Annotated in this window: 22 protein-coding genes and 1 pseudogene; 10 read left to right on the forward strand and 13 right to left on the reverse strand. The window is 63.4% G+C overall.

Going from position 1 to position 26685, the window contains the following annotated elements; genetic code table 11:
• The first annotated feature begins 446 nt into the window (after window positions 1–446).
• From RF640_RS14480 to RF640_RS14495, 4 genes are all read left to right on the forward strand, one after another.
• Complete coding sequence (locus tag RF640_RS14480) at window positions 447–710, forward strand: glutaredoxin domain-containing protein (protein WP_368828244.1); 264 nt, start codon at window positions 447–449, stop codon at window positions 708–710.
• A gap of 69 nt (window positions 711–779) precedes the next feature.
• Window positions 780–1109 carry a hypothetical protein gene (locus RF640_RS14485; protein ID WP_368828245.1) on the forward strand — a complete coding sequence of 110 codons (330 nt, stop codon included), beginning with the start codon at window positions 780–782 and terminating at the stop codon, window positions 1107–1109.
• A gap of 82 nt (window positions 1110–1191) precedes the next feature.
• On the forward strand, window positions 1192–1983 hold the full coding sequence (locus RF640_RS14490; RefSeq protein WP_368828246.1) for a ParA family protein: 792 nt from the start codon (window positions 1192–1194) through the stop codon (window positions 1981–1983).
• A gap of 32 nt (window positions 1984–2015) precedes the next feature.
• Window positions 2016–2423: a hypothetical protein gene (locus tag RF640_RS14495; RefSeq protein ID WP_368828247.1), complete on the forward strand. Its 408-nt coding sequence runs from the start codon at window positions 2016–2018 to the stop codon at window positions 2421–2423.
• A 281-nt stretch (window positions 2424–2704) separates the two neighbouring features.
• Here the strand turns inward: RF640_RS14495 and RF640_RS14500 are convergent, their stop codons facing one another.
• Complete coding sequence (locus tag RF640_RS14500; protein ID WP_368828248.1) at window positions 2705–3034, reverse strand: Lsr2 family protein; 330 nt, start codon at window positions 3032–3034, stop codon at window positions 2705–2707.
• Window positions 3035–3153: 119 nt separating this feature from the next.
• Window positions 3154–4122, reverse strand: coding sequence for a hypothetical protein (locus RF640_RS14505; protein ID WP_368828249.1), 969 nt, complete (start codon window positions 4120–4122; stop codon window positions 3154–3156).
• A 124-nt stretch (window positions 4123–4246) separates the two neighbouring features.
• Between RF640_RS14505 and RF640_RS14510 the strand changes: the two genes are divergently transcribed.
• Both RF640_RS14510 and RF640_RS14515 read left to right on the forward strand, forming a co-directional pair.
• On the forward strand, window positions 4247–5239 hold the full coding sequence (locus RF640_RS14510) for a hypothetical protein (protein ID WP_368828250.1): 993 nt from the start codon (window positions 4247–4249) through the stop codon (window positions 5237–5239).
• 94 nt (window positions 5240–5333) lie between these two features.
• Complete coding sequence (locus RF640_RS14515) at window positions 5334–5585, forward strand: hypothetical protein (RefSeq protein ID WP_368828251.1); 252 nt, start codon at window positions 5334–5336, stop codon at window positions 5583–5585.
• An 18-nt stretch (window positions 5586–5603) separates the two neighbouring features.
• Here RF640_RS14515 and RF640_RS14520 read toward each other — a convergent pair whose 3' ends face one another.
• The 5 genes from RF640_RS14520 to RF640_RS14540 are packed head-to-tail and all read right to left on the reverse strand — an operon-like array spanning window position 5604 to window position 17588.
• The gene (locus tag RF640_RS14520) at window positions 5604–8702 is read right to left on the reverse strand and encodes a Z1 domain-containing protein (protein ID WP_368828252.1); all 3099 of its coding nucleotides are present in this window, start codon (window positions 8700–8702) and stop codon (window positions 5604–5606) included.
• Window positions 8703–8754: 52 nt separating this feature from the next.
• Window positions 8755–9771: a PD-(D/E)XK motif protein gene (locus RF640_RS14525; RefSeq protein ID WP_368828253.1), complete on the reverse strand. Its 1017-nt coding sequence runs from the start codon at window positions 9769–9771 to the stop codon at window positions 8755–8757.
• Window positions 9768–11210 (reverse strand): ATP-binding protein, encoded by a 1443-nt coding sequence (locus tag RF640_RS14530; protein WP_368828254.1) that lies wholly within the window; start codon window positions 11208–11210, stop codon window positions 9768–9770. Before RF640_RS14530 ends, RF640_RS14525 begins: the two co-directional genes overlap by 4 nt.
• Window positions 11211–11263: 53 nt before the next feature.
• Complete coding sequence (locus RF640_RS14535) at window positions 11264–14698, reverse strand: DUF499 domain-containing protein (protein ID WP_368828256.1); 3435 nt, start codon at window positions 14696–14698, stop codon at window positions 11264–11266.
• Between the two features lies 1 nt (window position 14699).
• Window positions 14700–17588, reverse strand: a complete 2889-nt coding sequence (locus RF640_RS14540; protein ID WP_368828257.1) for a DUF1156 domain-containing protein — start codon at window positions 17586–17588, stop codon at window positions 14700–14702.
• Window positions 17589–18001: 413 nt separating this feature from the next.
• Between RF640_RS14540 and RF640_RS14545 the strand changes: the two genes are divergently transcribed.
• A complete protein-coding gene (locus RF640_RS14545) occupies window positions 18002–18331 on the forward strand; it encodes an Lsr2 family protein (RefSeq protein WP_368828315.1) in 330 nt (109 codons plus the stop codon).
• A 238-nt stretch (window positions 18332–18569) separates the two neighbouring features.
• Here the strand turns inward: RF640_RS14545 and RF640_RS14550 are convergent, their stop codons facing one another.
• Window positions 18570–18995, reverse strand: a complete 426-nt coding sequence (locus tag RF640_RS14550; RefSeq protein WP_368828258.1) for a hypothetical protein — start codon at window positions 18993–18995, stop codon at window positions 18570–18572.
• 268 nt (window positions 18996–19263) lie between these two features.
• On the opposite strand from RF640_RS14550, the gene RF640_RS14555 reads away from it, so the two are divergent.
• The 3 genes from RF640_RS14555 (at window position 19264) to RF640_RS14565 (ending at window position 22266) form a co-directional block, all read left to right on the forward strand.
• Window positions 19264–19857: a recombinase family protein gene (locus RF640_RS14555; RefSeq protein ID WP_368828316.1), complete on the forward strand. Its 594-nt coding sequence runs from the start codon at window positions 19264–19266 to the stop codon at window positions 19855–19857.
• Window positions 19858–20419: 562 nt separating this feature from the next.
• Complete coding sequence (locus tag RF640_RS14560; RefSeq protein ID WP_368828259.1) at window positions 20420–21133, forward strand: response regulator; 714 nt, start codon at window positions 20420–20422, stop codon at window positions 21131–21133.
• Window positions 21130–22266: a sensor histidine kinase gene (locus RF640_RS14565; protein WP_368828260.1), complete on the forward strand. Its 1137-nt coding sequence runs from the start codon at window positions 21130–21132 to the stop codon at window positions 22264–22266. The genes RF640_RS14560 and RF640_RS14565 overlap by 4 nt, the downstream gene beginning before the upstream one ends.
• Before the next feature lie 344 nt (window positions 22267–22610).
• On the opposite strand, the gene RF640_RS14570 is transcribed toward RF640_RS14565, so the two are convergent.
• The 5 genes and pseudogenes from RF640_RS14570 to RF640_RS14590 all read right to left on the reverse strand — a co-directional run bounded on the left by RF640_RS14570 (window position 22611) and on the right by RF640_RS14590 (window position 26678).
• Window positions 22611–23201 carry a cadmium resistance transporter gene (locus RF640_RS14570; RefSeq protein WP_368828261.1) on the reverse strand — a complete coding sequence of 197 codons (591 nt, stop codon included), beginning with the start codon at window positions 23199–23201 and terminating at the stop codon, window positions 22611–22613.
• Window positions 23198–23556: pseudogene (locus RF640_RS14575) on the reverse strand (ArsR/SmtB family transcription factor). Before RF640_RS14575 ends, RF640_RS14570 begins: the two are co-directional and overlap by 4 nt.
• A gap of 47 nt (window positions 23557–23603) precedes the next feature.
• Window positions 23604–23819 carry a hypothetical protein gene (locus RF640_RS14580; protein WP_368828262.1) on the reverse strand — a complete coding sequence of 72 codons (216 nt, stop codon included), beginning with the start codon at window positions 23817–23819 and terminating at the stop codon, window positions 23604–23606.
• 51 nt (window positions 23820–23870) lie between these two features.
• Entirely contained in the window at window positions 23871–24665 is a 795-nt protein-coding gene (locus tag RF640_RS14585; protein ID WP_368828263.1) for a cytochrome c oxidase assembly protein, read from the reverse strand.
• A 924-nt stretch (window positions 24666–25589) separates the two neighbouring features.
• Entirely contained in the window at window positions 25590–26678 is a 1089-nt protein-coding gene (locus RF640_RS14590; RefSeq protein WP_368828317.1) for a sensor histidine kinase, read from the reverse strand.
• Window positions 26679–26685 lie beyond the last annotated feature (7 nt).

Here is a 26685-nt window from a genome sequence, read left to right on the forward strand (position 1 = left end):
AGGTTGAAGCCGAGGGCGAGGATTACGTTGTCGCCCTCGGGCAACTACTAGCGTCCGTCCCCGAGGGATTCGAGCTACTCCACGTTCGCAGGGACCCTTAGGTGGCCGCCCTTCCGCGTGGTGTCCAAGCGGATGCTGACGCCCCTGCCGACCGCTCGTCGGCGGGGGCTTTTGTCCGTCCGATCATTCCCAACCTCTTCCTCAAAATCATCCATTCTCACCATTTACCCCATTCATGTAACGGAGTAAATTGATGGTAGGAGTACCGAAGTCAGACCTGTTGGCGAGGATGGCCTCAATACTTCGACATCGCCCACACGCTCTATCCCCACGGTGTTTCCGGCGCCGGCACCGCCGGAGTCGTTGCCGACCTCCACGACGGTGCCGCCGCCGGGCACAGCCTCTACGTCCAAGACCCGCTCTTCCCCTGAGCCCAGGAGGGCATCATGACCACCATCACCCTCTACACCCTCCCCGGGTGTGTTGACTGCCAGGCCGCCGGCCAGGCCATGGACCGCAAGGACATCCCCTTCGGCCTGATCAATGTCGCCTCCCTGCCCGTGGCCGTCGACTTCCTCCGCGGCCTGGGCTACCAGGGAGTGCCCGTGACCGTGGTCCGAGACGACGATGGCACCGTCGGCGACCATTGGCACGGCCTGCGCCCGGACAAGCTCCACGCCCTGGTGCGACGGCGCGCCGAGCTGACCTAACCTGTCGCCCGCAGATCCACGGCACCCCCCCCCGGACCCCGCGAAGTCCACCGCCCCCAGGAGGACGCCATGACCATCCAGCCCGAACAGCAGGCCAGCAAGCACCGGGCAACCGCCCAAGAAGCGGCCCGCGCCGCCCAGGAGGTCCTGGCCGAGATCGAAAAGCTGCGCGCGGCCACCCAGGCCGCTGCCGACAGCGAGAAGTTCACCGAGTGGCTCACCCGCCACGCCCAGCGCCTCGAGGTGCTGGCGCGGAAAGCCCAGCACCTTGCGGATGCCGCCACCGAGGCGTGCGTCAATGCCGGCCACCTCGACGGGGAGCACTTGGTGGAGGTCACCGCCACCGCTTGCCGCGCCCGTGACGATCTCTGCCGCGTGTACTTCTCCATCACCGCCTGAGTCCCGTCGACACACCTCTGCATTCCATTTACTCAAGGACTCCATTTACTAAACTGAGGCAAACACTCAAAGGAGGCACTGCATGGACATCCTTGCCACCGTGCTGCAGAAGGGTGGCGTGGGCAAGACCACCACGGCCTACCACCTCATCCGTGCCGCCCAACGGGCGGACAAGCGCGTGCTCGCCATTGACATGGACCCGCAGGGTAACCTGACCACCGCCCTGACCCCCGAACGGCTGCCCCTGGATGAGGTCAGCCTGGCCGATGTCATCAACCCCCAGCAGGCACCGGGGGAGGAGCCCGTCACCCTGGCCGACGTCATCGTGGCGACCATCTGGCCCGGCGTCGACCTGGCCCCCACCGTGGGGCGGGCCCTGGCGATCATCGAGCAAGAACTCACCCAGGCCCCCCGCACCGAGGACCGCGCCCGGACCCTTCAGCGCGCCCTTCAGGGGGTGGGGGAGCGCTACGACCTGGTCATCATCGACTGCCCGCCGAATCTGGGCATGCTCACCGTCAACGCCCTGGTGGCCGCCCACGGGGCCGTGCTGGTCACCGAAGCCGGGCTGTTCGCCGCCGACGGGGTGGCGTTGATGCGCGACACGATCGGCTCCGTCCAGCAGCACTACAACCCTGAGCTCACGATCCGCGGGGTGCTGCTCAACAAGTGGGAGCCGACGACCCTGGCCGGGCGCGAATGGCGACTGACCCTCCAAGAAGCCCTGGGGGAGCAGCTGCTGGACCCGCCCATCCCCAAGCGCGCGGTGATCCGCGACGCCATCGAGACCGGCGACGCCCTGGACCGCATCAAGGGCGGCCAGTCCATGGCCGAGCTCTACACCCGCCACCTGGCCAAGATCACCAGCCGCTGAAATCCGCCGGCACGAAAGGAACGACCCCGACCATGAGCACCACAGGACGCCGCCGGAAATCCACCTTCCTCACCGGCCAAGACGCCGTCGCTCCCTCCATCACCGACACCACCGCCCCCGCCGCTCCAGCGCCGGAGGCCCCCGCACCCGCCGCACCACAGGAGACGGTGCCGGCCCCCGCTGCCGAGCAGCAGAAGGGCGAGCAGAAGAAGGGCAACGCCACGGACACCCGCCGTCGCCTCCAGGTCCAGATGGACATCGATGACCTCGCCGAACTTCGCTCGGCCTACAACCACGTCGCCCAACGAGGGCAGACCCTCAGCGACTTCGTCGCCGGCATCATCACCGACCGAATCCACCAGTACCGCGACGAGGTCAACGACGGACGACCCTTCGGCGGTGCAGGCACCGTGACCCGGGGCCGCCCTCCCAAGTACTAGCTATGGATCCTTACACCCCATTTACTCCATTCAAATAATGGAATAAATGGGGTGTATTGGCTGAAGCGCCTAAGCCATTCAACCGGTGGCCCTGTATCGGATCAGGACCAGCAGCCCGTCACCGGCTGCTCACCGTGCGGAGAAACCGCGGTGACGGCCCAGGTACTTGAGTCCTGTCCGAGACGTTCCATGGCCATGTCGCAGCGGTAGTCGGCCAGCACAGGGCCTGCCGTCACGGACCACCCGGTAGGCCGAGTGCTGTCCGGTGGGGGAGTGGAGGGCTACTGGGCGGCGTAGTAGGCGTCCTTGACGGACTGGTGAATCCGGCCGCGGTCGGAGACCTCGTAACCGTTCTCCTTCGCCCAAGCCCGGATCTTCGCCGTCTCCGGGTTACCACCGGTGGAGGAACGGGGCCCGGCGGTCCGGGTGGACTTGGCCTGGGCCCGCCGGCCAGCAGCCGCGTAGGGGCGCAGGGCCTCCCGCAGCTTCTCCGCGTTAGCGGTGGAGAGGTCGATCTCGTACTGCCGGCCGTCCAGGCCGAACTGAACGGTCTCCTCAGCAGGACCGCCCTCGAGGTCGTCTTCCAGAATGATTTTCACGCTCTGCGCCAATTCAGCACCTTTTCATTGACTTCATCATGGCTTGCACCGGGATATATACGCGGCGGGATTACTCTAACTGAATCCATTTTCTATGGGCTAGCTGAAAATCTGCTCAGAGACCTTCCCTGTCAGGGTCTCGAGGGCGTCCCCTCATTGGAAGAGACCCTCATCAGGTGTTTCTCCTCGTCCCAGAACATCAAGTCCATGCCCACGCCCAAAACGAATTGGCGCAGGTCCTCCCCGGGGTCTTCGGGTACCACCACGACGCACTTGGGCTCATTCCCGGCGATGTAGCGCCGGTAATCCAGGAGTTGCCCCACAGCCATGCGAATGCTTTGCCGGGAGGCTGAGCTCTTCACTTCGAAGAGCTCGCGTTCATCGGGGTCCCAGACATCGGTGTAGAGCGTGGTGGAGGAGCCGGCGGGCTGGATCGCCAGTCGCAGGTCAACGTAGAGGGCTTCGCGAAGGTGGTCCTCGAGTTGGCGCTCGGCCCGAGTGGTTTCCATGGCCGCGGTTTCGGCGCGGTGCACGATCTCCGCTCGAGTCTGCTCTGCGGGGACTTCCGTGACCGTGAGAGGGCCGGTGATTCTGCCGGCCATGTGCTGATCGGCGTTGGGGTCCGCCGCCGGGGCGGCACCGACGCGCGTCAGGGTGAAGACGATGACGTTTCGGGGGTTGCCGTAACGGTCCGGCGCGGGCTCGTAGCGCCAGCCGGTCTCAGGGTCCGTTTCGAACTGACCGACGTAACGATGCGTACGGGTCTGCGTGCCGGAGATGTATCCCTCGGCGAGAAAAAGGTGAACTTCTCGACCCTCAGTGAGGGAACGGCGAAGGGTCTCGTTGCGCCGGATCATCTGCTGATCGTTCTCGGCGCCTTCACCGGTGTAATCGAACACCGTCTCGGACTCGGTGACCCACCCGTCGTACTTGTAACCGTACTGTTCGCCGGCTGCTGGATCGGAGAACAGGAACATCAGTTGTCCCCCGGCAGGGGTCAGCATGCCTCCTTGGATGCCACCGCCGTACTGCTCATTTAGCTCTGCGCGGGTGAGAACTGAGCCAATCTCCAGGTCCACCTGAATTTTCTTTTCGTTCACGATGGTGACTGTATATGGACGATGCCGGATTTCCTTCGTGCGCGACATTAGCGTTTCGGATTCCATGGCACGGACACCAATGGCCGGTTGGCCGTGAGCCGCCGCCTTCGAATGGTGTGGTGGGATGGACTTGTCTACTTCCTGCCCCGAAGGATCAACCGTGACTCGCTCGTCCCGTCCTCGCCGGACCCCTACGGTCCACACCGCCACGTTGTCCGATCTGATCGGGGCGGACCTCCTCAAGCCGGGGGAGGAACTGGTGTCTGCTCTATCGGCGTGGCCAGCGACGGCATCGCTGAATGCCGACGGGAGCATTAACTACGATGGGCGGTCCTATCCGACACCGTCTGCTGCGGCCCAAATCGTTCGTGAGGGGCGGGCGACCAACGGCTGGAGCATGTGGGGCGTGCAGCGCCACGGGAAGCTGATGCGCCTGACAGTGCTGCGGGGGCAATTCGAGTCCGGACACGTTCCGCCCGTCTCGACCGACTCGCTCAACGAGAGCCCCGCGGCCGCCCTGGAGGTCGAAGATCTTCCTTTGGATGAAGACCTCGACCAAGACGCTCCTGATCCTGCCGATGTGAAGCCCGCGCCGGCGCCGGCGGAAGACTCTACTGAGGACCCGGGCCTGATCACGTCCTTCGGCATGTTTTGGCGTCGGGACCAGGTCGACTGGGGCAACCGCAACCGCATCCTCGGCCACAAGGCTGGCAACGAGACAGAGGTCGACTTCGCCGGACAGATCGGTGTCTACCTCCTGCACGACGGGGCGCGCACCGTGTACGTAGGCAGGGTGTCCAAACCCCGCATGGGACAGCGCTTGTTCGAGCACACCAAAGACCGCTTGTCAGGTCGGTGGGACCGCTTCTCCTGGTTCGGGCTACGCCCTGTCTTGAACAGGGGCGTGTTGGGGGAACCCGCCGCCACCTTTGGCACCGATTTGGTGGTGGCCACCATGGAAGCGATCTTGATCGAAGGTCTCGAGCCGCCGCAGAACCGCCGTCAGGGCGATGGAATGATGGGCCAGGAATACCAGCAGACCGTCGACGAGCAACTCCAAGAGCGCCACGCGATGGCTACGATGCTGCGCGTCTTCCAGGGGCGTCACGAAAGCTGACGGGTCCCACCTGCCGATTTCGAGGCCGCCCACTACGATCAGATCACTGCGCCCCAGCCGGAGACGCAGCGCGTATAAAGACGGCAGAAGGACCGTGACGGTTCAGTCGGACTTTATCGACAACGCCGTGATGGCCGAGGTGCAACGCCTGGAAGCCAAGTACAACGGGGGTCAGCCCTTCCCCAGGGCTGCCCCATGGGGCGCTGACGCCCATACGGACTCCGGCCGACAAGATGATCGCTACCCCGCCCTTGGACGGGGTAGCGATCGCATCGGCAGTGTCGCCGCACACCGGCTGCCTGTACGTCACCACATGACCGGTGCCCTCATCGGCCTATGGCTGTAGCCAAGCGGCAAGATGAAGTTAGATTCCCTGGGAGTCCACGATTACCTCTTCGTCCCGCCCGGTCCGAGTCGTGAACCCGATTTTTCCGTCCGGTGCCGCTTGTTTGGGGAACGCCATGTAGAAGATCGACGCCACGTTCCCTACCGGTACCTCTGCGTTGGGGTCAGGCGTGAGAGTTTTTGGATCGGATTCGTCTCCCTTGTCTGCGGCGAAGGCAAGGAGCATTGCACCACGGGTAGGCGTATGCAGTGAGGCCACAGTGTGTTGGGCTCGACTTACCGCGGGATTTGACTCGAGGAGGGTCGGTGTGGGGGTCCCTCCACTGATGATCTCCATGGCCAAGCGCTGACGTGTGGAGCTTCCTGCGAAGGCGAAATCACGTTCCTTGCGGCGCAGGCGCTTTTGGATCGGCAGTATGTAGTTCGTACCTGCCAAGCGCCGTGCGTCCACATTTTTCAGCTCGGGGTAAAAAACTAGCCAGTCCTCGAGGTGCCCGTCTTTCACCGCGGCGTCAAAAAAGGCGAGTGTGGGCTTGACGGACCAGTTAAGACCCCATTGATACTCATCCAGCAGCCTTCGTACGGTGGCGTTATCGAAGATCCCGTAGTGCGCTGCATAGGTCATGGTCTTCCCGGTCGTGTACACGTCGTAGAAATCGTCTGTCCGGTGTAGCCCATCCAGGAGCCGGCGCGCCAGTCCGAAGTGGTGTTCGTTGATCTTCCGTTGCTCAGAGGCCCGCGGGGAGTACAGCTGATTGTTGAATTCCTGAACCTTGCCGCCCACGCCTTTCATGGTCTCGACCGCGTTGTACATCTTGTTGGCCGCGGTGGGCTTGAGCCACGGCGACCGCTGGAACACCATGGGCGGCACGTCTGCCGGTCGGACCACTGGCCGGCCGTTCTCACGTAGTTTGCTGAATCGACGCAGCTCCTCACGGAACTCTTCCTCGTCGCGGACGATGTCCTCGAATGCCTTGTACAGGTCGACGGTTTTTTTGGACTTCGTCGACGTCGACACCGCCCGCCCGATGAACAATCGGATGAGATCGCGGTACCCGGAGCGATACCCGAACCAGCGCCCCATCTGCATCAGCGTGTCTGCAGCCATGGTTTTGCGTGTGTAGTAGCTGACGGTCAGCCCCTCGACGGTGAACCCGCGACTCAACTTTTGGCCACCGACGATGATCTTCCACACCCGCTCTTGTGTCAGGAAGTTCGCGTCTTCGCGGTTGTAGTCCTCATTCTTGTCGCCATTGATCACTACGACGGAGGACACCCCGGCGCGGATCTTGTCGATGGCCGCGGCGATGTAGGGCATGAGGTCCCGGAAATGCTCCGGCACGGCCTCCCCGGTCTCGGCTCTGGCCGCACTTACGGGCTGGAAATCGTTCTTCCAGAGAGCGTCGAGCCGCTGCAGGGCTGAAGGTGCTTGGTAGTTGCTCTCCTGCCACACTTGCCGCACTAGCTCGGCCAAGTCAGAGTGGTCGGCCTGCTTCATGGACTCGTGCACCAGCATGGTGTGGTGCCTGAATCGATACGGTTCGGGTTGCCATCCATTGGACTTGCGGCCTTTGGCCTCTCGGAACAGTTTGATCGCACCCGAGAGCACGAAGCTGTCGACGGCTTGCTGCATCTCCTGCCGGCGTTCGTCCTGCTCCTCCGGCAACGCGAGTAGGTTCCGGACGTAGGCGGCCTCGTTGGAGGTTGCCGGCGTCTTCGGTTCGTCGTCCTCCGATGGACGGTCTAGATCGTGGAAGTCCTTCCCGCCCATGTACGCCGGCGACGGTGTCAGGCTAACGATGAAGTCCTTGGGGAAGAGGTCTTGGCTGTCCTCGGGGTCCACGAACACGTTGGCGAACGGTGTGGCCGTATAGGCAACGTACTGGGCCCGCGGCATCAGAGTGAGAAGGGTGGAGATGTAGCCGTTGATGCTCGTGCGCTCCTTCTCCTCTTCCTTGTCGCGGGCTTTCTTGGGCCGGGTGGTGTTGACGGAGGCCTGGTCGGCCTCGTCATCGATGATGAGTGCGGGAATTTCCCTGAGATTGGTCTGGAGGGACTTGAGGTCGTTCACCAACTTCTTCAGCACCGTCGAGTTCTTCTTGACAACAGCGAGCCGTACGTCGGTGCCAAAGAGATTTTTTTCGTGGTAGACGCCCAAATGGGGTACCGCTAGGGAGTCGGTGGACTTGAAGTCCAGGATGCCCAGTCCTAGCTTGAGGGCCTTATAGTCGTCCGATTCTCCGGTGAGGCGACGGATCGAAGGCTTGCCTACGTCTCGTGGGGGAATTTCAAAGGAGGTGAATCCGTGTGGCCAGTCTTGGTCGTTCGTGCTGGCGTAGTCCACCCCCACCTCGTCGATGAGTTCCTGATCGGTGGGATCAATGCCGAATAGAATGTTTTCCCGCCCCACCAGCTCCATGTCGAAACGCCGCTGGGTCTGGTTGCGCAGGTTGTCCATCATGCCGGTCAGCACGATGACGAGACGGTAGCCGGCATCAATGGCTTTGGCGGTGACACCGGTGAAGTTAGCGGTCTTGCCGCTCTGCACGTGGCCCATGACCAATCCCTTGGACTGGTAGATCTCACCCCGAGTCGGATCCGCCAGGCGTCGGACGACCTCGTCGGTGCTCACATCCAGGTCTTGGGCTACTTGCTCTCCGAGCTTCTTCGCCACGACCTTTTTGTAATGCGGCCAGTAGAACTCATGGGCAAGCACCCGGTCCTTGGTGTACCAAGGGTCCCACGCCCCGTTGTCAATGGTCGTAGTGGTGTCCTCAGGAACAGGAAATTCTTGATCAATCCGAATCCGTGAGGTGCCCTCAGACCACAACAGATCAGCGATAACCTGCCGACGCTCAGGTGTGGCCTTATCGGTGCCTTCCGTCCAATCCTCGTCTACGGCGTTGTCCCACCGGCCCAGAAGTAGGTGGAAGCGGTGACGCGGAGGGTCGTTAAGCCCGGCATCGACGATGTGGTCAACCAAGCGGGACTCGTCGACCGAGTCCTCGTGGGCGAACGTGGTGACCAGGCGCTGGAGGTTCTCCGGCCCGTAGTCTTCCATGCTGCGCAAAGCTTTGACGATAGCTTGGGGGATTTTCTTGTCCTGGACGGTGTCCATGGGGGTCTCCTGGGGGCGTTCCATTGTGGAGCGGGGATATCGGACGAATTCCTCAGTAGATTTGCGTCACCGTGGCCGGCGGTTCGACGAGAACACCATCCAAGGGGGCTCCTGGCGTGGCGTGGTCCAGGTCGGTCACATCCACGGCGTAGGACAGCCGTGTGACCAGCTCGACTCGTGGCACGGTCGCGGCCAGTCGCTCGTGAGTGACGGCTGGGAAGTCGTCATCCACCAGGTAGGCCTGAGGACCGGCACGCCACAAGAATCGCTCGTCGTAGAGCGGTGCATCGATGTCCAGCCAACCGAGGTTTTCCAGGTGGTCGTCGAAATCCGGTCTGCCGGTGTCCAACAGGCTTCGCACCCGGGTGATTTGGTCGGACAACGTCACGCCGTTGCGCGTCCCGGCGCGCGTGAGCTGAAGCGAGACCAACCACAGCGGTCGGCCCGGGGAAGCCTGGAGCTGGGTGTCCCCGGAGATCATGTGAACCCGACGCTCGGATACCGTGGTCTTCACCTCAACGTCGTAGGTAGCGAACACGAAATCGTGCTCCTCGGCCAATGGCCCCAGCCAGGAGTCCAGCGCCGCCCCGGCACCGATCCGTTCCACCAGGCCCTGGAGCACCAGCAACTCACCGAGCAAACCGATCTGCTGCTGCTCGCTGAGCCGCCGGCGCGCCTTGAGTAGCATCCGGAGTTGGCGCAACGCGGAGTCCGCGGCATCGGCGAAGTTCTGCCCCGAACGCATCCCGTCCACCACCGACAACACCATGCCGTAGGCCTCCATATGCGCATGGCGCGCGTCGATGCTGAGTACTAACATCCCGTGGCCACCGGTGGTGCTCTCGGCGCCGACTGTGACTCGCTCCAGACCGTGGACATCGGGAACACTGCCGTCGTCGGCGACCTTTAAGTGCAGGCGCTCAGCATGCGGGTCTAGGTGCAGGACGGCACCGAGCTGCTGGTCGAGAGCATGCGTGCTGACGTGCCGGGCTGTGAAGAAGTCCTCCAGATTTTCCGGAGTCAGCCGGTCAAGCGGTGCGGGGCGGGCGCTGGTCGGTGTGGGGGTCATGGGCGGGTCTCCACATCATGGACGGCAGCGGTCAGGATCGTGTTCAGCACGTCGAGCTCATGGGTAATGCGGGGGCCGTGGTTGTCCCGGGCGAAGTGGTCCCCGACCAGCAACGCCAGCAGGGCTTTGACTACCGGGGCGTCGTCGTTGCGTCCGCCGTCGATGCCTCCCAGCGATGTTCGGTGCCGGACGTTGAGGAGTAGGACGTGTTCCTCGAGGTCGATGTCGACTATGCGGTCCTCGGGCAGCAGCGACCATCGGGTGCGGAACGGCTGCTCGCCGGGGACAAAGTCTGTGGCCTTGTGGAAGGCCTGGCGCACGACGGCCGGGATGCCTGCGCCCGGTTCCACCACGGTGATCCGTCGGGCTGTCCGGGACCGGGACTGCTCGCCCTGCGCCCTGGCGACTTTGAGGTAGTCCTGGAAGCTGTACCCGTCTTGCGTCCGAGCCGTCAACAGCGCTTCACGGAGCGTGGCGTCAATGGTGACACCGGCCTTCTCCGGGTTAAAGGTGACGTGTGTGCCAAGGTCGTCGATGTCGAGGGCCAGGCGTGCGAAGCCCAGGTCACGGTCCGGAGTAACAAGGCCGTTCCACGCCCCTTGCTGCAGCAGGCGGTCGCGCCGGTAGACGTACAAGCCTTGGGTTTCGATTGGGGGTCGTCCATCTAAGCGGTAGCCTCGTGCGCCGATGCCACGTTTGTGCCATATGGAGCCGTGCACGGCACTGTGATGCCCAGGAAGTTCAAACTCCAGCGTCCAGGGAAACCCCTGTTGCGTGTTCCGTTCGTCGGGGAACGGATCGAGGGCAGGCACGATGGCCGGCAGACCGTCCCAGTTCCCCTCCCGCTGTACCAGCTGTACCGTCAGGTCGCCGCGGGCGAGAATCCGGTGGAACACCGTGCCTAGGTGGATGCGCAGGGCGTCAGTGGTGCGGCTCAGCCAGGAGCTTTGTTCCCGAGGATCTCCCGCGCCCAGGAAGGTCCGGACGTCCCGCCACTCGACCACCGTGCCGGTCTGGAACCCAGCGGGTAGTCCCAGATGCTCCAAGTAGTCGCGGGCGTCATCCGTGTCGAAGGACTCCACCACGGGTGTGGTTGCCAGCGTCTCGCGGCGCAGGCGCCTTCCGGTGGGGAGGTGATGGGACGCGCGGGACCAGACCAGCAGGGTATCGGCCTGGCTGAGGGACGCAGCCTTGAGGCCAATCCCGAAGTGCCCCAAATCCGTCGAGTCGTAGTTGCGCTGACGGGCGTACGTCATCGCGTGGTCGATCTCCACGGAGTCCATGCCGCACCCGTCGTCAATCACCTGCAGGCCGACGGCGTGACCGCCCTCCAACAGGAATCTGACCACAACGGTCGTGGCGCCGGCGTCGACGCTGTTGTCGACCAGATCCGCCACGGCCGTCTCGAGCGTGTGGTGTCGCCCCACGGCCGAGACCACCGCGGGGTCTGGAGGAACCTCACGAGAGCTGACGGGCTGGGGGGCTGAGGACATCAAAGGTCCCGAAACTCACTCTGATCAAGGGCCAGCACGGTGCTGTTTTCCCTGACTGCGCGCACGGTGTGCTCCGGGAATCCCGCAGCCTTTTCTGAGAACACATCGATACTCACCTCCAGGACATCGGGGCCTGCGGCCTGAAGGTTCTGCAAGATTTCGTCCACGAATGTCGTGATCTGGCCTCGCAGGTTCCCTTGGGGGTCCAGTTCCAGGCGAGCCTTGTAGCGGGCATTCGGAGTCCTCTGCTGGATTGGATCCACGGCCGTCCCGCCGCTCCCGTTCCCACCGTTATCGCTGTGCCCGGGGCCCACTGTTGCTGTGGGCGTCCCCGGAACGCTGATGCCCGGATCGGTAGCCGTCGTGCCGTCCCCTTCTGAAATGCGCTCCATTACCCGGGCGGCTTCGTCCGCGCGTTGTTTGAGGGCCAGATCAGGCCGCACCAGCAATGTCGTGTCAATCAGATCCGGGGCAACCCTGTCATCGAATGGGATGTAGAGGCCTTGGTAGAGACCGGTTGTCTCGTCATACCCCCCGGCCAATGCAAAACCCTGCTGGGCCCAGCCGGCGTCATACTGGACCTGGTCAACGGCGCGTACTAGAACAGATTTGTCCCGTAGCCGCGCCAGGTAGGGGTAGCGCGCCAGGTAGGCCCACAGATGGCCCAGCGGCACGTGTCCTTTGTTCCATACGTTCCGCAAGCCATGGTCCAGGTCGAGCCGAAGAGAGCGAGGATCTGTTTCGATGCGCAGCTGGTCGTCCTTGACCAGCTTTGCGCCGACGCGGTGCAACAAACGCTTTTCGGAACCTTCAGTCCTGACCCGGCCGACCTCCATCGGATCAAGCGGTTCAGGCTGTTCCGCATACAGCGCCCAGATCCACGTGGCCAATATTTGGTCGTCGACCGTACGGGAAGTCTCGGTGACCTTACGCTCGGCCAGCTCGGCGTTCTGCTGTGTAAGGTCCAGCTCTTTCTTCCGCTGGTGGACGTCCTTCCAGGCGAGGTGCTGCCGTACTGTGCCTTCCAAGTTGTTCCAGCCATTGGAATCCGCGGCAAGGCCCAAGAGCATATTCATATGGACCCGTTGACCAGTCCCCTTGTGTTTGAGCAGAGAACGCATTTCCTCTACCGCGGTCGACGCCGTGGACCGGGAGTCGACGCGGAATCTCGGGTGGAGCACGACTAGACGAGCCTGATCGGTGTCGGGCACGTCCGCGCTGGATTCCGGAGCCACCACGACATCGGTGAACTGCTCCGCCTTGACCCTGACGAGGTCCTTCAATCGGGAGACGACCTCGTCGTGCACCACCTTCTCGTCCAGGTTGCGGGCTTGGTCCTGAACCATCCGGTTGACCGACGGCTGGGTGTCATACCAGTAGCGGTCACCCTGAGCGAAGAAGTGCACGGACTGCTCAGCTAGTGCTCCAAGTGCGGAGGTCAGATTGCCTAGGGCGTCACCGGGCAGCACCACGCCCAGGGCAATCCTCTTGCGGTCCGCGCCTTTGTCTACGGCAGCGAGTGTGGGTGTCGCCGCTAGGAACACCGCGCGGGCCGTGCGCAGGGTTAAGGAGCGTTTTCCAAGCAGGAGGCGGTCCTCGTCGATGGCGCGTGCCACAGAGGTTTCGCTGTCGATGTCTGCCTGGATGATGCTGTCCCACCGGGCGTCCAGGTACTGGACCACCTCGCTGCGCGCACCGCCTTCGTCCAAGGGCACGGCGCCGGGCATGATCAATGGCGAGGGGTCCTTGCGCTCATAGAGGGCCTGGACTACGGAGCTCATCAGCCGGAGCACGCCGCGGGTGCGCTGAAATCGATCCAAAGCCGACCAGTCGTTGTACAGGCGGTCCAACAGCTCCGGGTGGATGGGGTAGGCCGCCCGTATGCGTTCCACGTATGCGGGCTGGGTAGCCTCACGCGGCACCTCGGACTTGTTCTCGACGTAGTAGTTCACGATTCGCCGTGCAGCCACAGCGATCGTGTCCAAGGCTTGCGCGTCGGGCTCCATGAACAGACGGCGTCGGACAATTTCATAGGACTCGTCCTTTGATGCCGGTGCCCACTGGTGGGCCACACGGCGTACGACATTGTCCAAGCGGACCAGGGCGGTTTGGCCATGCATGCCGCCGACCTCAAGGTCGGAGCCGATGATCTCGTCAGAGCTGTTGCGGGCGTCACTGGCCGGCACGGAGATCAGCAGCAGGCACCCGGGGACAGCGGCCACCGCTTGTGTAAGAGCCTGGGCAAACGTGAACTGAGTCTCGAAAGAGCCGCCGCAGAGCCTGTCCGTGCCGTGGAGCTGTCGGGCATAGGCCACCCACTCGTCGATCAGCACGACCGCCGGACCGAAGTCGCGGAACAGGTTGCGCAAGATGTTGCCGGGGTTGGTGCCGGTCCGGTCGGCTTCGGCCACATAGGCGTAGGCCGCGGGGCCGCCGAGCTGCCAGGCGAGCTCGCCCCACAGGGTGTGCACCTGAGTGCCGTCGGGCTTGGTGGTGGGCTGGCCAGGTGGAATTTCATTGCCGACAATCGCCACGCGGCGTACGTCCGTGCGCAGCTTCGCCCCGGAATCAGACACAACGTCCTGCACGTCCTGGGGAAAGGCCGTTAGATCGGTGCCGGAGAACAAATGCCACACAGCGAGCATTGAGTGCGTCTTGCCGCCACCGAATGTGGTCTGAAGGTTGATGACAGGATCACCGGCATTGGTCCCCGCGACGCGTGCGACCGCCCGTGAAAGCAGGTCGCGCAAACCAGCAGTCAGGTAAGTGCGTCGGAAAAACTCGACCGGGTCGGAGTATTCCCGATCGGCAGGTGCGCCCTTGTCGTCGACCGCCACCTGATAGAGGTCTGCGGCGAACTGTGAGTTCGAGTAGCGTCCGGCGGCCACATCGGGGTGAGGTTCCAACACCTCCCACCATGCGGAAATCTCCTTGTCACCGGTGGCCAGAGCCACGGGTTTGGAGGCCTGCTTGCGGGCACGGGTCTCGTAGGTGCCGCGTTGCAGGTCCTGTCGGAGGATCCGGACCTCGTCGGCCTCCGCGACAGCACCCGCTGCCCGGAGCAGTCGTTCTCCGGTATCCAGGGCACGGTAGGCGTCATCGTGGGAGAACGACGTGCTGTGGGCCCAGTCATTGCGGACCTGCCGGAGTTCACTGGCCATGTTTTGCTCGGCGCGGCCCAGGTGCCCGTTGAACGCCCAACCAATTGGATCAGGCAGACGCTCGGTCAATACGCGAAGCACGACTTGGGGATCGTCTACCGAGTAGCGACCATTAGCTGAGCCAGACTTCTTGGCATCTACGGCACGCACGAGCTCGGTCCAGGAGGTCCCCGGGCTGATTTGGGGATATAAGACACGCTCGATTAGAGGAACCGTCCCGCTGACGACCAGTTCCAGCATCCTGCCGACACGTTGGCTGTTGCTCTGCGCCATGTCAGTCGCCTTCCATATCGATGGCCATCTGTTGCCCGTGGGCGTCCGGGAGACCAAGTTCCACCCTGCCAGCCTTGTCCACCAGCTCCGCCCATGCGGAGCCTAATACGTTGAACAGTCCAGCAACTTCGCCGTCCTTCGCCTGGCCGACCTCGTAGAGGCGATAGGCAAGCATCTGAATCGCATCCTGCTCCACGCGTTGCGATGCTGCCGCCAGCAGCGGGGCAGTGCCGTCAAGACCGTTCCGCTCCAGGGAGTGAGCAATCTGCAGCGTCACTTCCCAAAGAGTGATCCGGTCGTCGGCGTAGACATTCCAGCGAGTATCGAGATCGGCGGGTCTGCGTAGGCGCACCTCACCTCGTGGATTGGCCACCACGCCGGCGGCGATCAAGCCGTCGACGGATGTGTTAAAGGCGCGAGACATCGTGTCAGCATCACCGTATGGTCCGGTCCCCCAGCCGTACTGCGTGAACCAGCGCAGACAGAAGCGACTGTCGGCATCCAGCTCGCTGTCCTCCTCGGCCATGATCTGGCCCAGGGTGTCGTTGATGAGGGTTAGCGCTGTGCGGACGGTCATCTTCCTGCCGTCTGGCTCATGGACACCGGAGTAACGCGAGAAGATCGCCATGCCCGGGCCTATGGTCGCCTGGGCTAGGTCCACCGGTGCGATTCCACCCTGTTGCATTTCAGCCAGGGCTTTGGGGAGTTCGCGCTTAAGGTCGTTGAGAAAACCGCGACGGGTGGTGGCTCGCGCGGTTACTTCTCGTGGGCGTAGGGAAAGTACGATAGACGAAGCTAAAGAATTGGTGCCAATACTATTCATGCGTCCGGAGCGTTCAGAACGAACCGGCCAAGTTGCAGTAATGACCCAACCACCCCGAATCATTCCCTCTAGCATGGTGGCCCAACCTGTGGATGCTACGCCTTCCTTAGTGAGTTCCTGTTGTTTAAAGGCGTAATATACGGTGACCGGATATTCCTTAGCGCCGCCATCCTCGCGCACCTTGTTAAATACTCTTTCAAAACCAATCTCGAAAAATTTCTCAGCACCCTCGCGACCATTGTGACGGTACGGGTTGGCCACAAGCTCTTCAGCTTTAGGAACAAGCATGGTGGAAAATAAATCCGGGTGAATAGTGCGTAAAGTGCGACGTAACCATACGTAGAAAAAATCAGACAACCCGGAATAACCAATACTGTCATAGTATGGCGGGTCCGTGGAAATCACCATATTGGAGTAATCGCAAGAGACTGCATCGGCAGCCGAAACTTGAGCTTGAATACCGGCAGGGGTGTGTTCGATTGCCTCAGACACTGCTTCCAGCATTTTACCCCAAGATCCTGAAGAAGCTGCGAAAGGGTTGCCTTCGGCATAGTCCCATGCCAAGGGAATTGCTTGTCGTGAAAAAAGATTCCGCAGGATCTCCATTTGTGGATTGCTAGCCCAAGTGGTGATCGAGCTCTGGTAGTCAGTGATTCGGCTGACGACCATAGCCAAATAAGTGCAAACTGCGTCGGCGTAGGCCGCAGCATCAGAACCGCCGGAAGAATAGGGCTCCCCCTCAACGCGGCCACCAGTGCGGGAATCAATAAGGATGCGGTCGCGCACCTCGCCCACTAGGTCGCAGAATGTCGTCAGTAACGTTAGTTGCCGCGGGGTGAATAGATCCGCAAATTCCGTCAACCCGTAGGCGGGTGTCCATAGAGCGCGAGGATCATACGACAATGATCCTTGCGGCACACTGTCCGGACGGTTGACGTTTGCTGATTTAACGTGGATATCAGTAGGGGCCAAGTAGATTCGGCGACGCTGTCCCGTGACTGCTGTTGCCATGAGCATGGAACGCATACGGCCGGCCTTTCCTTCGGCCTTGATATGCTCAGCAGGCACCGCGGATTCGCATGCGATACAGACCGCCTTACCTCGCCCGCGCATGGTGCCGTCGTCGTTCTTTGGGGCCTCGGTCGGGTCATGTCCAATTTCAAATCTAACGCGTCGTCCTCCCTGCGCGGAGGGATCATTCACGACGTGCGGTACCAGGTACGCTTCCTTGCCTTTCTTTTTGCCCAACCACCACTTGCTGGTAAGTGGCATCTCTATACCGCACGCCGGGTTAGGGCAGGTGACCGTCCGTGCCCAAATCCAGGCGATCACGTCAGCCTGACTCCCTTTGTCAAGGGTTGCCTTAGGGTACAGGTGTCCGATACGTCGTTCAGCCTCGTCTCGGATCCACTGCCCGTATCGACGAACGTCCTCGGCCAGCCCTTTTGCGCCTGTCCAGACTACGGTCCGAGAGTCTTCAGCGTCCGGGAAAATCGGGGGCTGGTCGCGGAACCGGGGTGGAATCTCAATCAGCGCCTTGTTAATGAGCGCAGCCACGGGATTCAGGTCGCTGGCATGTGCCTCCAGTCCTAGACGTTGCGCTTCCAATGGGATGGTGCCCCCGCCGGCAAAGGGGTCCAGCACTGGAGGCGGATTACCGCCAGTCGATTTCCAAATCTCTTCACGCACACGGTCCAGTACTTTTGGATCATTGCTATTTTCCCATACCACCAGTTCGCGAATGATGTTGTGTAGGCGTTCTCGCTCAATGCGCTGGGCCTCATCTGTAGGGAAGCGATCTGGGTGGGCTGAGGGGTCATCAACCAGTTGAGCGAAGAGTACGGCGCGGGCAGTAGCCAACGGCTTGCGCGACCACCACAAATGAAGTGTGGAGGGATGGCCGTGCCGGATGGACTTCTCACGCCCGGAAGCTTTGTTGATGTCCTCCAGTGGGAGTGAGACCTCGATCAGCTTTCGTTTGTGAGACCCCGATGCATCGCGGGTTAGCGTCGGTTCGCCCAAATCAGCATTATCAAAATCCAAATCCAGGACAGGGATGTCCGTCATTCACTCGCTCCGTTGTTGGGCAGGCTGCTTAGTCGTCGTTGAGCACCTCGAGCGGCCAGGCTGCACTAGGTGATGAGATTTCATCATCCCACGTAGTGAACGTACCGACATGCTTGAGGAGTGACGCACGCATAGTTGGCGTTATTGATGGAAGTGTCCTCGTCCCCCCGCGTGCATGGGTCCCAACGCTAAAGACCCTAGTGCTGCCAGAGGGTAAATCTGTGCAGCACTGCGCTGAGATTCGGCCCTCCGTCTCTGCCCGAGGAGCGAGCTACTCAAGCAAACGGGACCAAGCCGGGGACGGAGTGGGCTGTGAGTTCATCTGCCGTGTGTCAACGGCAAGCGAAAGCTGACCCCTTTTCGCCAGCACCGCCTTCTTCTACGACCCACTCACCCGAACGGACCCCTCACCCATTGCCCAGAAAGTCAAAGTACACCTCGAGGACGACCTCGACGGCGGCCCCGCCAACACCTCCCTCACCTTCGCCCTGGACGGGCGCGGCTACGAGATCGACCTGTCCGACGCCAACGCGGAGAAGCTGCATGAGGTACTGCGCCCCTTCATGGCGGCAGCCCGCAAAGCTCCCACCGGCCAGGGGCGCCGCACGCGCGCCACTGGCACCTCCAGCTCTGCAGGTGAGACCGCGGCCATCCGGGTCTGGGCCAAAGAGCACGGCCACCCGGTCTCCGACCGCGGCCGCATCCACCAATCCGTCAAGGACGCCTACTACTCCACCCACTGACCCCACGCCTGAGTCGGCACGAAAGCCTGACGCATCCCGTCCAGAGGTGGTGCGCAGCCGCGACCGCCTCAGCGTTAAGAGCGACCGGCGCGGCTCCGACGGAGCCTGCGCCAGAAGCCGGCGCCACGGAACCAGGTCACGGTGTCGACGGCACGTGAAAACTGACCCCGTGGCGGCAGGCGGATCAACGGTGTACGGGGGGTCAGGAATCGTCGGTGGTGTCATCGCCAACCGAGTCCTACTGGGAAGTGACGGCGTCAATGTCCTCCGCAGCCTCTGCCGCCTGAGCCTCCTGGGCCGGCGCCGTGGTTTTGGTGCGGTTGCCGGTGATAACGGTGCCCTCCTCGGTGAGGTCCACGCACAGCATGCCGTCCTCCACGAAGGGCTTCCATCGCCTCGTCTCGGTGGTGTCGATGCCGTAGTGGGCGGTGAAGGCGGTGGCCGAGACGATCGCTTGCCCGGGGCCTCTCTTGGAGCCGTTGCGCACCGCGTAGGCGTGCGGGGAGGAGTCATCGGCGGCACGCAAGGCCATGACCTGGCGGTCGCGGTCGTAGAGCAGCTCCACCGTCTCGGCGTTGTTTACCAGGTCGTGGGCGGCCTTGTTTAGCGAGATCACGCCCCGCTTCTGCATCGTGACGCTGGGCGCCTTGGCCAGCGGAGTCATTCTCTTATCGAACACCTCGAACGGCATGATTCCTCCCATGGTCAACGAATAGTAGGCACAGTATGCATCGTATTCATTGCTCTGTATGCCTGCACACTCACTGAGTCTGTGCATCGAGGCGTCTTGGAAGGCATGGGATGCGAGACGTCTCGTCCGCGAAATTTGCGCCCGCATGTTTCCGCGGATCGGCCTGTCTCGCATCCTTGTGCTTTATCCATATCTCTAAAATCGGATACTCAACGATAGTTGCGAGACAGATGAGGTGGACATGGGTAAGTTGGTCGGCTACGCGCGAGTGTCGACGCGGCAACAGGATGCAGACCGTCAAGTGGCTGACCTGCTGAGTGCCGGTGTGCGGGGCGATGACATCTACACCGACCATGGAGTGTCTGGGGGCCGTGGCTCGCGCCCGGCCTTCGATAAGGCAGTGGCGGCACTCGAGTTGGGGGACACACTGGTCATCACGACGCTGGACCGTCTGGGACGGTCGACGCAGAACATGCTGGCCTTCGCCGAAGCGTTACGAGGCAGAGGAGCCGGGCTGCGGGTGCTCAACCTGGGTGGGGGAGACGTGGACACCCATACCCCGATGGGTTCGATGGTCTTCACTGTCATGGCCGCCCTGGCCCAGATGGAACTGGAGATCAAGCGAGAGCGGATCACCGACTCGGTGGCCAAACGGAGGGCCGCCGGCAAGGACCTCGGCGGGCGCCGGCAGACCTTCACTGACTCCCAGATCCGCAATGCCCTCCGGCTGATCGACGGTGGGGAGCCGGCCACCCAGGTCGCCCGTGACCTCGGCATGTCCAGGGCCACCTTGTACCGGCGCATCCGGGAACTGCCGATGCCGACACTCCTTTGAGCGAACGGTCGTCGACGAATTGAGTGAGGCGTAGGTTTCTCCGTCCGGCGACCGTGGCGTGCTGGAGGGGTGCGGTATATGCCTCGCTTGCTTGCGCGGTGGGGCTCGCAGACTTCATGAAATCTTGAGGGTTACTCAACCGGAGCTCAAGGTGCAGCGCTGACTCTGAGCGCAGGACGGTCCCGGGGTGCTAGGACTTCGGGCACGGCTCGTGGCTGGAGCCCTTGGGGTGTCGGGCGGGCCTGGGCTATCGGGGGAATCACGAGTGGGACATCCAGAACGGAAGGATCCGCCCTGGCGGGTCCCACAAGTGGTGTCCGCTGCTCCTCGAGGCGGTTGGTGGGCATCGACGCGGCTCATGGGCAGGCGCTGATCGGGTTGATGGCGGTGCACATCCTGCCCACCGAGGACCAGATGACTGGCGAGCCGACCTGGGCACTCGTCGCGGTAGATTCGCGAGATCATCATCGATACCGGGTGCCGGGCCCCGGCAACCGGGCTTTTGACCGGACCGTGGGGCCGCACTTCGGCCAGCGGGCTGGTCCTGGACCTAGGAGTCACCATGGTCGTGTCCCTCACCGGTCGGGTCTTGGTGGTTGACGATGAGATCGATCTAGCGCGGTTGATCGAGGGGTACCTGCGCGCGGCGGGGCTTGAGGTCGTCGTACGCCACAACGGCCTGGATGCCGTGGCTGCGGTGCGGACGTTCGTCCCCGATGTGGTGGTGCTCGACCTGGGGCTGCCCGGGATCGACGGGATCGAGGTGTGCCGTCAACTGCGAGCCTTCTCGGACTGTCACGTGCTGATGCTCACTGCCCGCGACGACGAGGTGGACAAGATCGTGGGGCTGTCGGTGGGAGCCGACGACTACGTGACCAAGCCGTTCAGCCCGCGCGAGCTCGTGGCCCGGGTCCAGGCCATGCTGCGCCGGGCCCGCACCCGCCCCGCGCCCACACCGGCACCGGTGGGACAGGAGCGGGTGATCGGGGACTTGGTGGTGGACGAAGCATCCCGTGAGGTCCACCTGCTCGGAGAGCTGGTGGACCTCACGCGCATCGAGTTCGACCTGCTGGCCGCCCTGGCCGCCCATCCCGGGCGGGTGCTCTCCCGCCGGCAACTGCTCGAGATGGTTTGGGATGCGCAGTGGATCGGGGATGAGCACTTGGTTGATGTGCACATCGGGCGGATCCGCAGGAAGTTTGGGGAGGACGTGGCCAGTCCGCGGTTCATCCACACCATCCGCGGCATCGGTTACCGCATGGGGGCGGGGCGATGACCGCCGCCGCGCCTGAGCGCATCAGCTTTTGGGGCCATCTGACGGTGCGGTTGATAGTGGCGCAGATCTTGGTCCTGTTGGCCGGTCTGGTGATCGTGCTGCTGACTGCTGTCCTGGCCGGACCGTCGATGTTCTACGACGAACTCATCGACGCCGGTCACGCCAAGGAGGCCACCGAGTTGGGGTTTGAGCACTTGGAGGAGGCTTTGCGCCCGGTCAGCCTCATCGCCATGGGTGTTGGGGCGGTTCCGGCTCTGTGCGTCGCCGGGCTGCTCAGCTTCTACCTCCACCGCACCATCGGAAGGTCCCTGGCCTCCTTCACCGCCGCCGCACGGGCGGTGGCCGCCGGCCACTACGACGTGCGGATTCCCTCGACCGGACTGGGGCCGGAGTTCGACTCCCTGGCGGGCTCCTTCAACGACATGGCGGCCAAGCTCCAGGCTGTGGACACCACCCGCCGGCAGATGCTGGCCGATCTGGGACACGAGATGCGCACCCCGCTGGCCAACCTGAAGGGACACCTGGAAGGCATCGAGGACGGAGTCATCGCCCTGGACGAGCGGACCACGGCGATCCTGCAGGCCCAGACCACCCGGTTGGAGCGGTTGGCCGGGGACATCCGGGCCCTGACCGGGGCCGAAGAGGGCCTTCTCCATCTCCAGCCCACTGCCGTCGACATGGCGCGACTGGCCCAGCAGGCGGTGGCGGCCATTGAACCTCTCGCCGTCCAGCAGAACATCACTGTCACGACTACCGGTGCCAGCACGGCCCCGGTCGTGCTGGATGAGCAACGGATGGGGCAGGTGCTGAGCAATCTGCTGGAGAACGCTTTGCGCCACACCCCATCGGGAGGGACCATCACCGTGCACACCGATCTGGACCCGGTGTCGGTGACCGTCACGGTCACCGACACCGGGGAGGGCATTCCTGCCGAGGCCCTGCCCCACGTCTTCCAGCGGTTCTACCGCGCCAACACCGGTCGAGAAGCTCACCGCGGTGGCTCCGGGCTGGGACTGGCCATCAGCAAAGCCCTCGTCGAGGCCCACCGGGGGACCCTGGAAGCCACCAGCCGCGGACCTGGGCAGGGGGCCAGTTTCCGGATCCGCCTAACCCGAGACCACCTCCAGAACTGACCTGTCCCCATGGCCACAGTGACGAGGCTGCTGACGACTGACCCTGCTGGCCTCTGGGGCCGCCCGCAGAGATACGAGAGGTTCCCAAGCTCACGACCAGAAGGAGCTTTGCAGACACCCCTTTTGCATAAGGCCGGTTAGCGGCGAGCTGTACTGCGGTAGAGGTTCCCCAGCGGGCGTCGCACGCGTGGAGTCCACCCCGCAGACTTCTCCTTGGGGCGACAGGACAGCGAGCAACCGTGCTCTACATGTGGCCTGCTGTCACTTGTTGTACGAGAACAGCCCTGCCGTTGGCGTTGGACCTCAGGCCAGTGGGGATCCCTATTGGTGTTGCCTCGATGCCATTAGAGGCCGAAGGCTCCGCCGCTGACGAGGATGGCGATGCCGAGGCCGATGAGCACGATCGGGAACAGGATGTGTTCCCAGCGTTCCAGGACCTCGGCGATCGGCCGGCGGGTGGCGACGAACTTGGCCAAGCCCACCAGCACCGCGACCAGGGCCAGGAACACGATGCAGTAGGCCACTACCGCGGTCGGGCCGACACTGAGGAAGACCGGGACGTAGACCCCGATGTTGTCACCGCCGTTGGCGAAGGTCACCCCGGCCACGGTCCACACGGCCACGTTCTTGCCCTCATCGTCGTCATCGTCATCGTCCCCGCGACAGGCCTGCCAGGCGGCCCACAGGCCCAGACCCAAAGGGATGAGCCCGAAGTACGGGATGGCCTCTGGGGGCAGGAACGCCCCGGCGCCCAGGGACACGACCACGGTCGCGCCGAGGATGCCGGCGAACCCCAGGTACTGGCCGAGGGTGATCCGGGTCGTTGTGCCGTGTTGTCCCGCCCCGCGGGCGAAGAACAGCGAGAGCACAATGATGTCGTCGATGTTGGTGGCGATGAACAAGCCGATGGCCTGCAGGACCGAGGACAGGATCACGCGCCTACCCCCGTGTCGCAGCAGCCGGGCAGCGAGCAGGCTGGGTCCAGGCAGGGGCGCTCTCGTCGGCCGCGAGGGTGACCTCGACCAGCGCGGTCAGCGCCTGCGCCAGGTGTGCATCGGCGATCTCATACCGGGTCTGGCGGCCCTCGGCCGTGGCGGTGGCGATCCCGCAGTCCCGCAGGCATGCCAGATGGTTCGACACGTTCGACCGCGTCAATCCCAGGTCTCGGGCCAGATCCGCCGGATAGGCCGGGCCCTCCAGCAAGGTCATCAGAATCCGGGACCGGGTCGGGTCGGCCATGGCGCGACCCAGCCGGTTCATCACGTCCAATCGCGCCGCACTAATCACCATGCACTGAACTATACAGCTGCGACTGAATCGTCGGGCAGTCTCTAAGGTCAGCGGGTGGGCTTGTTGTCGGCGGGGGAGCGTGGGTCGAAGGTGAGGGGGCCACCGTCGCGTTGCTTGAGTTCCTCGTACCAGCGTGCGGCGTCGACTTGGGAAGCGGATTCGACGGCGCGCTCGGTGCGGTCGCCGCGGAAGATCGCGCGCAGAATGAGCCAAAAAATGATGCCGATGCAGATGGACGGCAGCACGGCCGCGAAGTACTCCATGGAAGCATTCTCCCTTGAAGATCTGGACGGACGCTGGCGCCGGGTGTGTATTCAGCGCGATGCTTGGGTGTTTGGTTGAGGTGTTCCACGGGGACGGGTGGCGGTGTACCACTGGGCGCAGAACACAATGATTAAGGTGACGTCTACGGCGTCCCCGCCGTAGTACATGATCTGCGCTCCGATGCGTGCGTCGGCGGATTCAACGCCGACGGGTGGGTGACCGTAAAGCCACTTGGCCAGGATCGAGTGGACTGTGAGGAACCCGATGAGCGCTGACGCCCGCAGGGGAAAAGAGCTTCGGTGGGGGTTCGGGTCGATTCCCACTATCGCGACGGTGAAAAGATAGCCGGCCAGGATGACGTGGGCGTGGACGAGCGCATGCAACCACACCGAGGTGTGCATCAACTGGTACAGGTCGGTGGTGTACAGCGCCCACAGGCCTCCGGCGTTGAGCACCACGGCGATCACCGGATGGGTCAGCCCACGCACGAGAGCGGTGCGCAGAACCCGGGAGAGTGCCCGGGCCTCGGGTACGGGCAAAACGCGCAGAGCGAGGGTGACAGGAGCACTGAGCACTAGGCACAGTGGCGCGATCATGCTCAGGAGCAGGTGCCCGACCATGTGCGCGGAAAAGCTCGTCCGGGCGGCGTCAGCCAGCGGGCCCACCAGTCCGGCCCCGGCACAGAAGAGCCCGGTGTACCACAGGATGGTGCGGTGGATCGGCCACCGTCCACGGGCTCGGTGCACCCACAGCCCCGCGACGTAGCCGGCCGCGGCCAGGCTTAACGCTAGGAGGGTGAGGTATTCGAACAGAGCCCAGCCGAAAAAGCTGTGATCGTGACTCATCGCGGTCACCTTAGTGCAAACTGGCGCAGGAGGGAGGCGGGAGTGCCGGTCCTGAGCTTTTGACCGCGTTGCCTTCCGATGTTGGGACAACGCCACGGCTGCACGTCGTGCAGGAGGCCCAGCAGCGGTCCAGAGACGCCCTTCTTTGAAGCCACCCCCAAATGTTGAGCTTAAGTAAAGACGGGGTGTAGATACCTTCAAGCTTGGCCAATATCGGCTTCTCGCCCTGTTTTCCGGGTTGTAGAGGACGTAACTTTCAGCGTGAGAACCCCCAGTTCTCATCGGCCGATGGCCCGGGCAGTCCCCTGGGTCAATGGTGTGAGGGTGCCCTGGCTCGGCCTCCCCCGAAGTCAGGGCACCCTCTTATAACTGGACTGGCACGGCCTTGAATCGTTGTGGAGACGACGGTCCCCTCAGCACCTTTCGCGCAGATGCCGGACATGCGGCACCGATCCGCCTACTTTTCTTGTGCTGCCCGTGAGGCCTGCCCCTGTCATCGGAGGCTCATGGAATCTTCAGGGGAACGTGAACGTCTTGCCGCTGGGACTTTGCCCAGCGCACGCCCGGAAGGCCGCACGACAGGGGTCCCCCGCGATTGCGGCCACGGCTACGGGCCGTCCACTTCGTGGGTTTTGGTGGGCCGGTGCGAGCAGGGAAGTCGTGGGCGTCATGTCACGGGCGGAGCCACTCGCCCTGGCGGGATTGAATGCTGCACAGATACGGCCCACGCGCCGCTGGGTGAGTATCGGTGCGGCCCGGAGGCTGGTGGTGACCGGGTCGATGGCCTTCCACGTTCTGCTGGCCTGAAGCGAGGAAGCTGGGGGCTTCCGCAACGTGAGGGACCGTGCTCATAACGGTCGAGACGCCCTTCCGGTTGCCACGGATCCGTCGCCGTGGGAGAACAGCCTGGTGACAGCGCCGTAATCAGTCGGTGGAGGTGCGGCGGGGCAGATGAACCCGGAAGCTGGTTCCGCGCCCGGGTCCATCACTGGCGGCCTCCAAGGTCCCGCCGTGGGCCTCGACCAGGGATTTGCTGATGGCCAGGCCCAGTCCCGAGCCGACGCGGTGGGCCTCCCGGCCGGTGTTCGCGCGGTAGAAGCGCTCGAAAACGTACGGGAGGTGTTCGTTGCTGATGCCTTCTCCGGAGTCGGTGACGGTAACGGTGGCGGCCTTCGGGGTGTGGTCGGTGTGCACGGTGATGGTGCCCCCCGGCGGGGTGTGGCGCAGGGCGTTCTCCAGCAGGTTGCTCAACACCTGTCCCATCCGCTCCCGGTCCAATGCGACCGGGGCGGACTCCATGCCGGTGCTCCGCGAGGTGATCGACACGCCCTTGCCGAGAGCGTGGGGCTCGATGGCCGCAACCGCCTGGACCGCCAGGTGCTCGGGGTCCTGGGGGGTGAGCTGCAGACGGGTCATGCCTTCCTCTGCGGCGGTGAGCTGGCGGATGTCGATGGCCAGCCGCTCCAGCCGGGCGATCTGGGCGTGGAGGATGCCGGTGGTCCGTTCATCCCACTCGACCACTCCGTCCTCGATGCCTTCCAGGTGTCCTTTGAGACTGGCCAGCGGGGTGCGCATCTCGTGGGCTAGATCGGCCAGCATCTGGCGGCGGGTGGTGTCCACGGCGTCGAGCTTGGCGGCCATCTCGTTGAAGGATGAGGCCAGGGAGTCGAACTCCGGGCCCAGCTTGGAGGAGGTGACCCGCACCTCGTAGTTGCCGGCGGCCACTTCGCCGGCGGCGGTGGTGAAGGAGGCCAGGGACTGTCCGATCGCGCGGTAGAGGTAGAAGGTGAGCATCCCGGCGAGGTAGAGGGCCGGCAGCCCTCCGATGGCCAGGGCGGTGAGGCTCACCGAGCGGAAGGCGTGTTCCAGGTGCACCAGTCCGGTGGCCTCACTCGCGTGGCCGGCCTCGATGAGCTCGTGGTAGAACATCTTCGGCCCGACCAGCACCGCAGTGAGCACTACGATGATCAGCCCGATGGCCAGTACCGCGGTCTGGGCCAGCAATAACCGCACCGTCAGC

The organism is Kocuria sp. CPCC 205231 (genome assembly GCF_040980965.1).
Classification (GTDB): Bacteria; Actinomycetota; Actinomycetes; order Actinomycetales; family Micrococcaceae; genus Kocuria; species Kocuria rosea.

Coding starts and splice junctions, on each gene's coding strand:
- RF640_RS14480 (WP_368828244.1), top strand. CDS start 447: ATGACCACCATCACCCTCTACACCCTCCCCGGGTGTGTTGACTGCCAG.
- RF640_RS14485 (WP_368828245.1), top strand. CDS start 780: ATGACCATCCAGCCCGAACAGCAGGCCAGCAAGCACCGGGCAACCGCC.
- RF640_RS14490 (WP_368828246.1), top strand. CDS start 1,192: ATGGACATCCTTGCCACCGTGCTGCAGAAGGGTGGCGTGGGCAAGACC.
- RF640_RS14495 (WP_368828247.1), top strand. CDS start 2,016: ATGAGCACCACAGGACGCCGCCGGAAATCCACCTTCCTCACCGGCCAA.
- RF640_RS14510 (WP_368828250.1), top strand. CDS start 4,247: ATGGACTTGTCTACTTCCTGCCCCGAAGGATCAACCGTGACTCGCTCG.
- RF640_RS14520 (WP_368828252.1), bottom strand. CDS start 8,702: ATGGACACCGTCCAGGACAAGAAAATCCCCCAAGCTATCGTCAAAGCT.
- RF640_RS14525 (WP_368828253.1), bottom strand. CDS start 9,771: ATGACCCCCACACCGACCAGCGCCCGCCCCGCACCGCTTGACCGGCTG.
- RF640_RS14535 (WP_368828256.1), bottom strand. CDS start 14,698: ATGGCGCAGAGCAACAGCCAACGTGTCGGCAGGATGCTGGAACTGGTC.
- RF640_RS14540 (WP_368828257.1), bottom strand. CDS start 17,588: ATGACGGACATCCCTGTCCTGGATTTGGATTTTGATAATGCTGATTTG.
- RF640_RS14550 (WP_368828258.1), bottom strand. CDS start 18,995: ATGACTCCGCTGGCCAAGGCGCCCAGCGTCACGATGCAGAAGCGGGGC.
- RF640_RS14555 (WP_368828316.1), top strand. CDS start 19,264: ATGGGTAAGTTGGTCGGCTACGCGCGAGTGTCGACGCGGCAACAGGAT.
- RF640_RS14560 (WP_368828259.1), top strand. CDS start 20,420: ATGGTCGTGTCCCTCACCGGTCGGGTCTTGGTGGTTGACGATGAGATC.
- RF640_RS14565 (WP_368828260.1), top strand. CDS start 21,130: ATGACCGCCGCCGCGCCTGAGCGCATCAGCTTTTGGGGCCATCTGACG.
- RF640_RS14580 (WP_368828262.1), bottom strand. CDS start 23,819: ATGGAGTACTTCGCGGCCGTGCTGCCGTCCATCTGCATCGGCATCATT.
- RF640_RS14585 (WP_368828263.1), bottom strand. CDS start 24,665: ATGAGTCACGATCACAGCTTTTTCGGCTGGGCTCTGTTCGAATACCTC.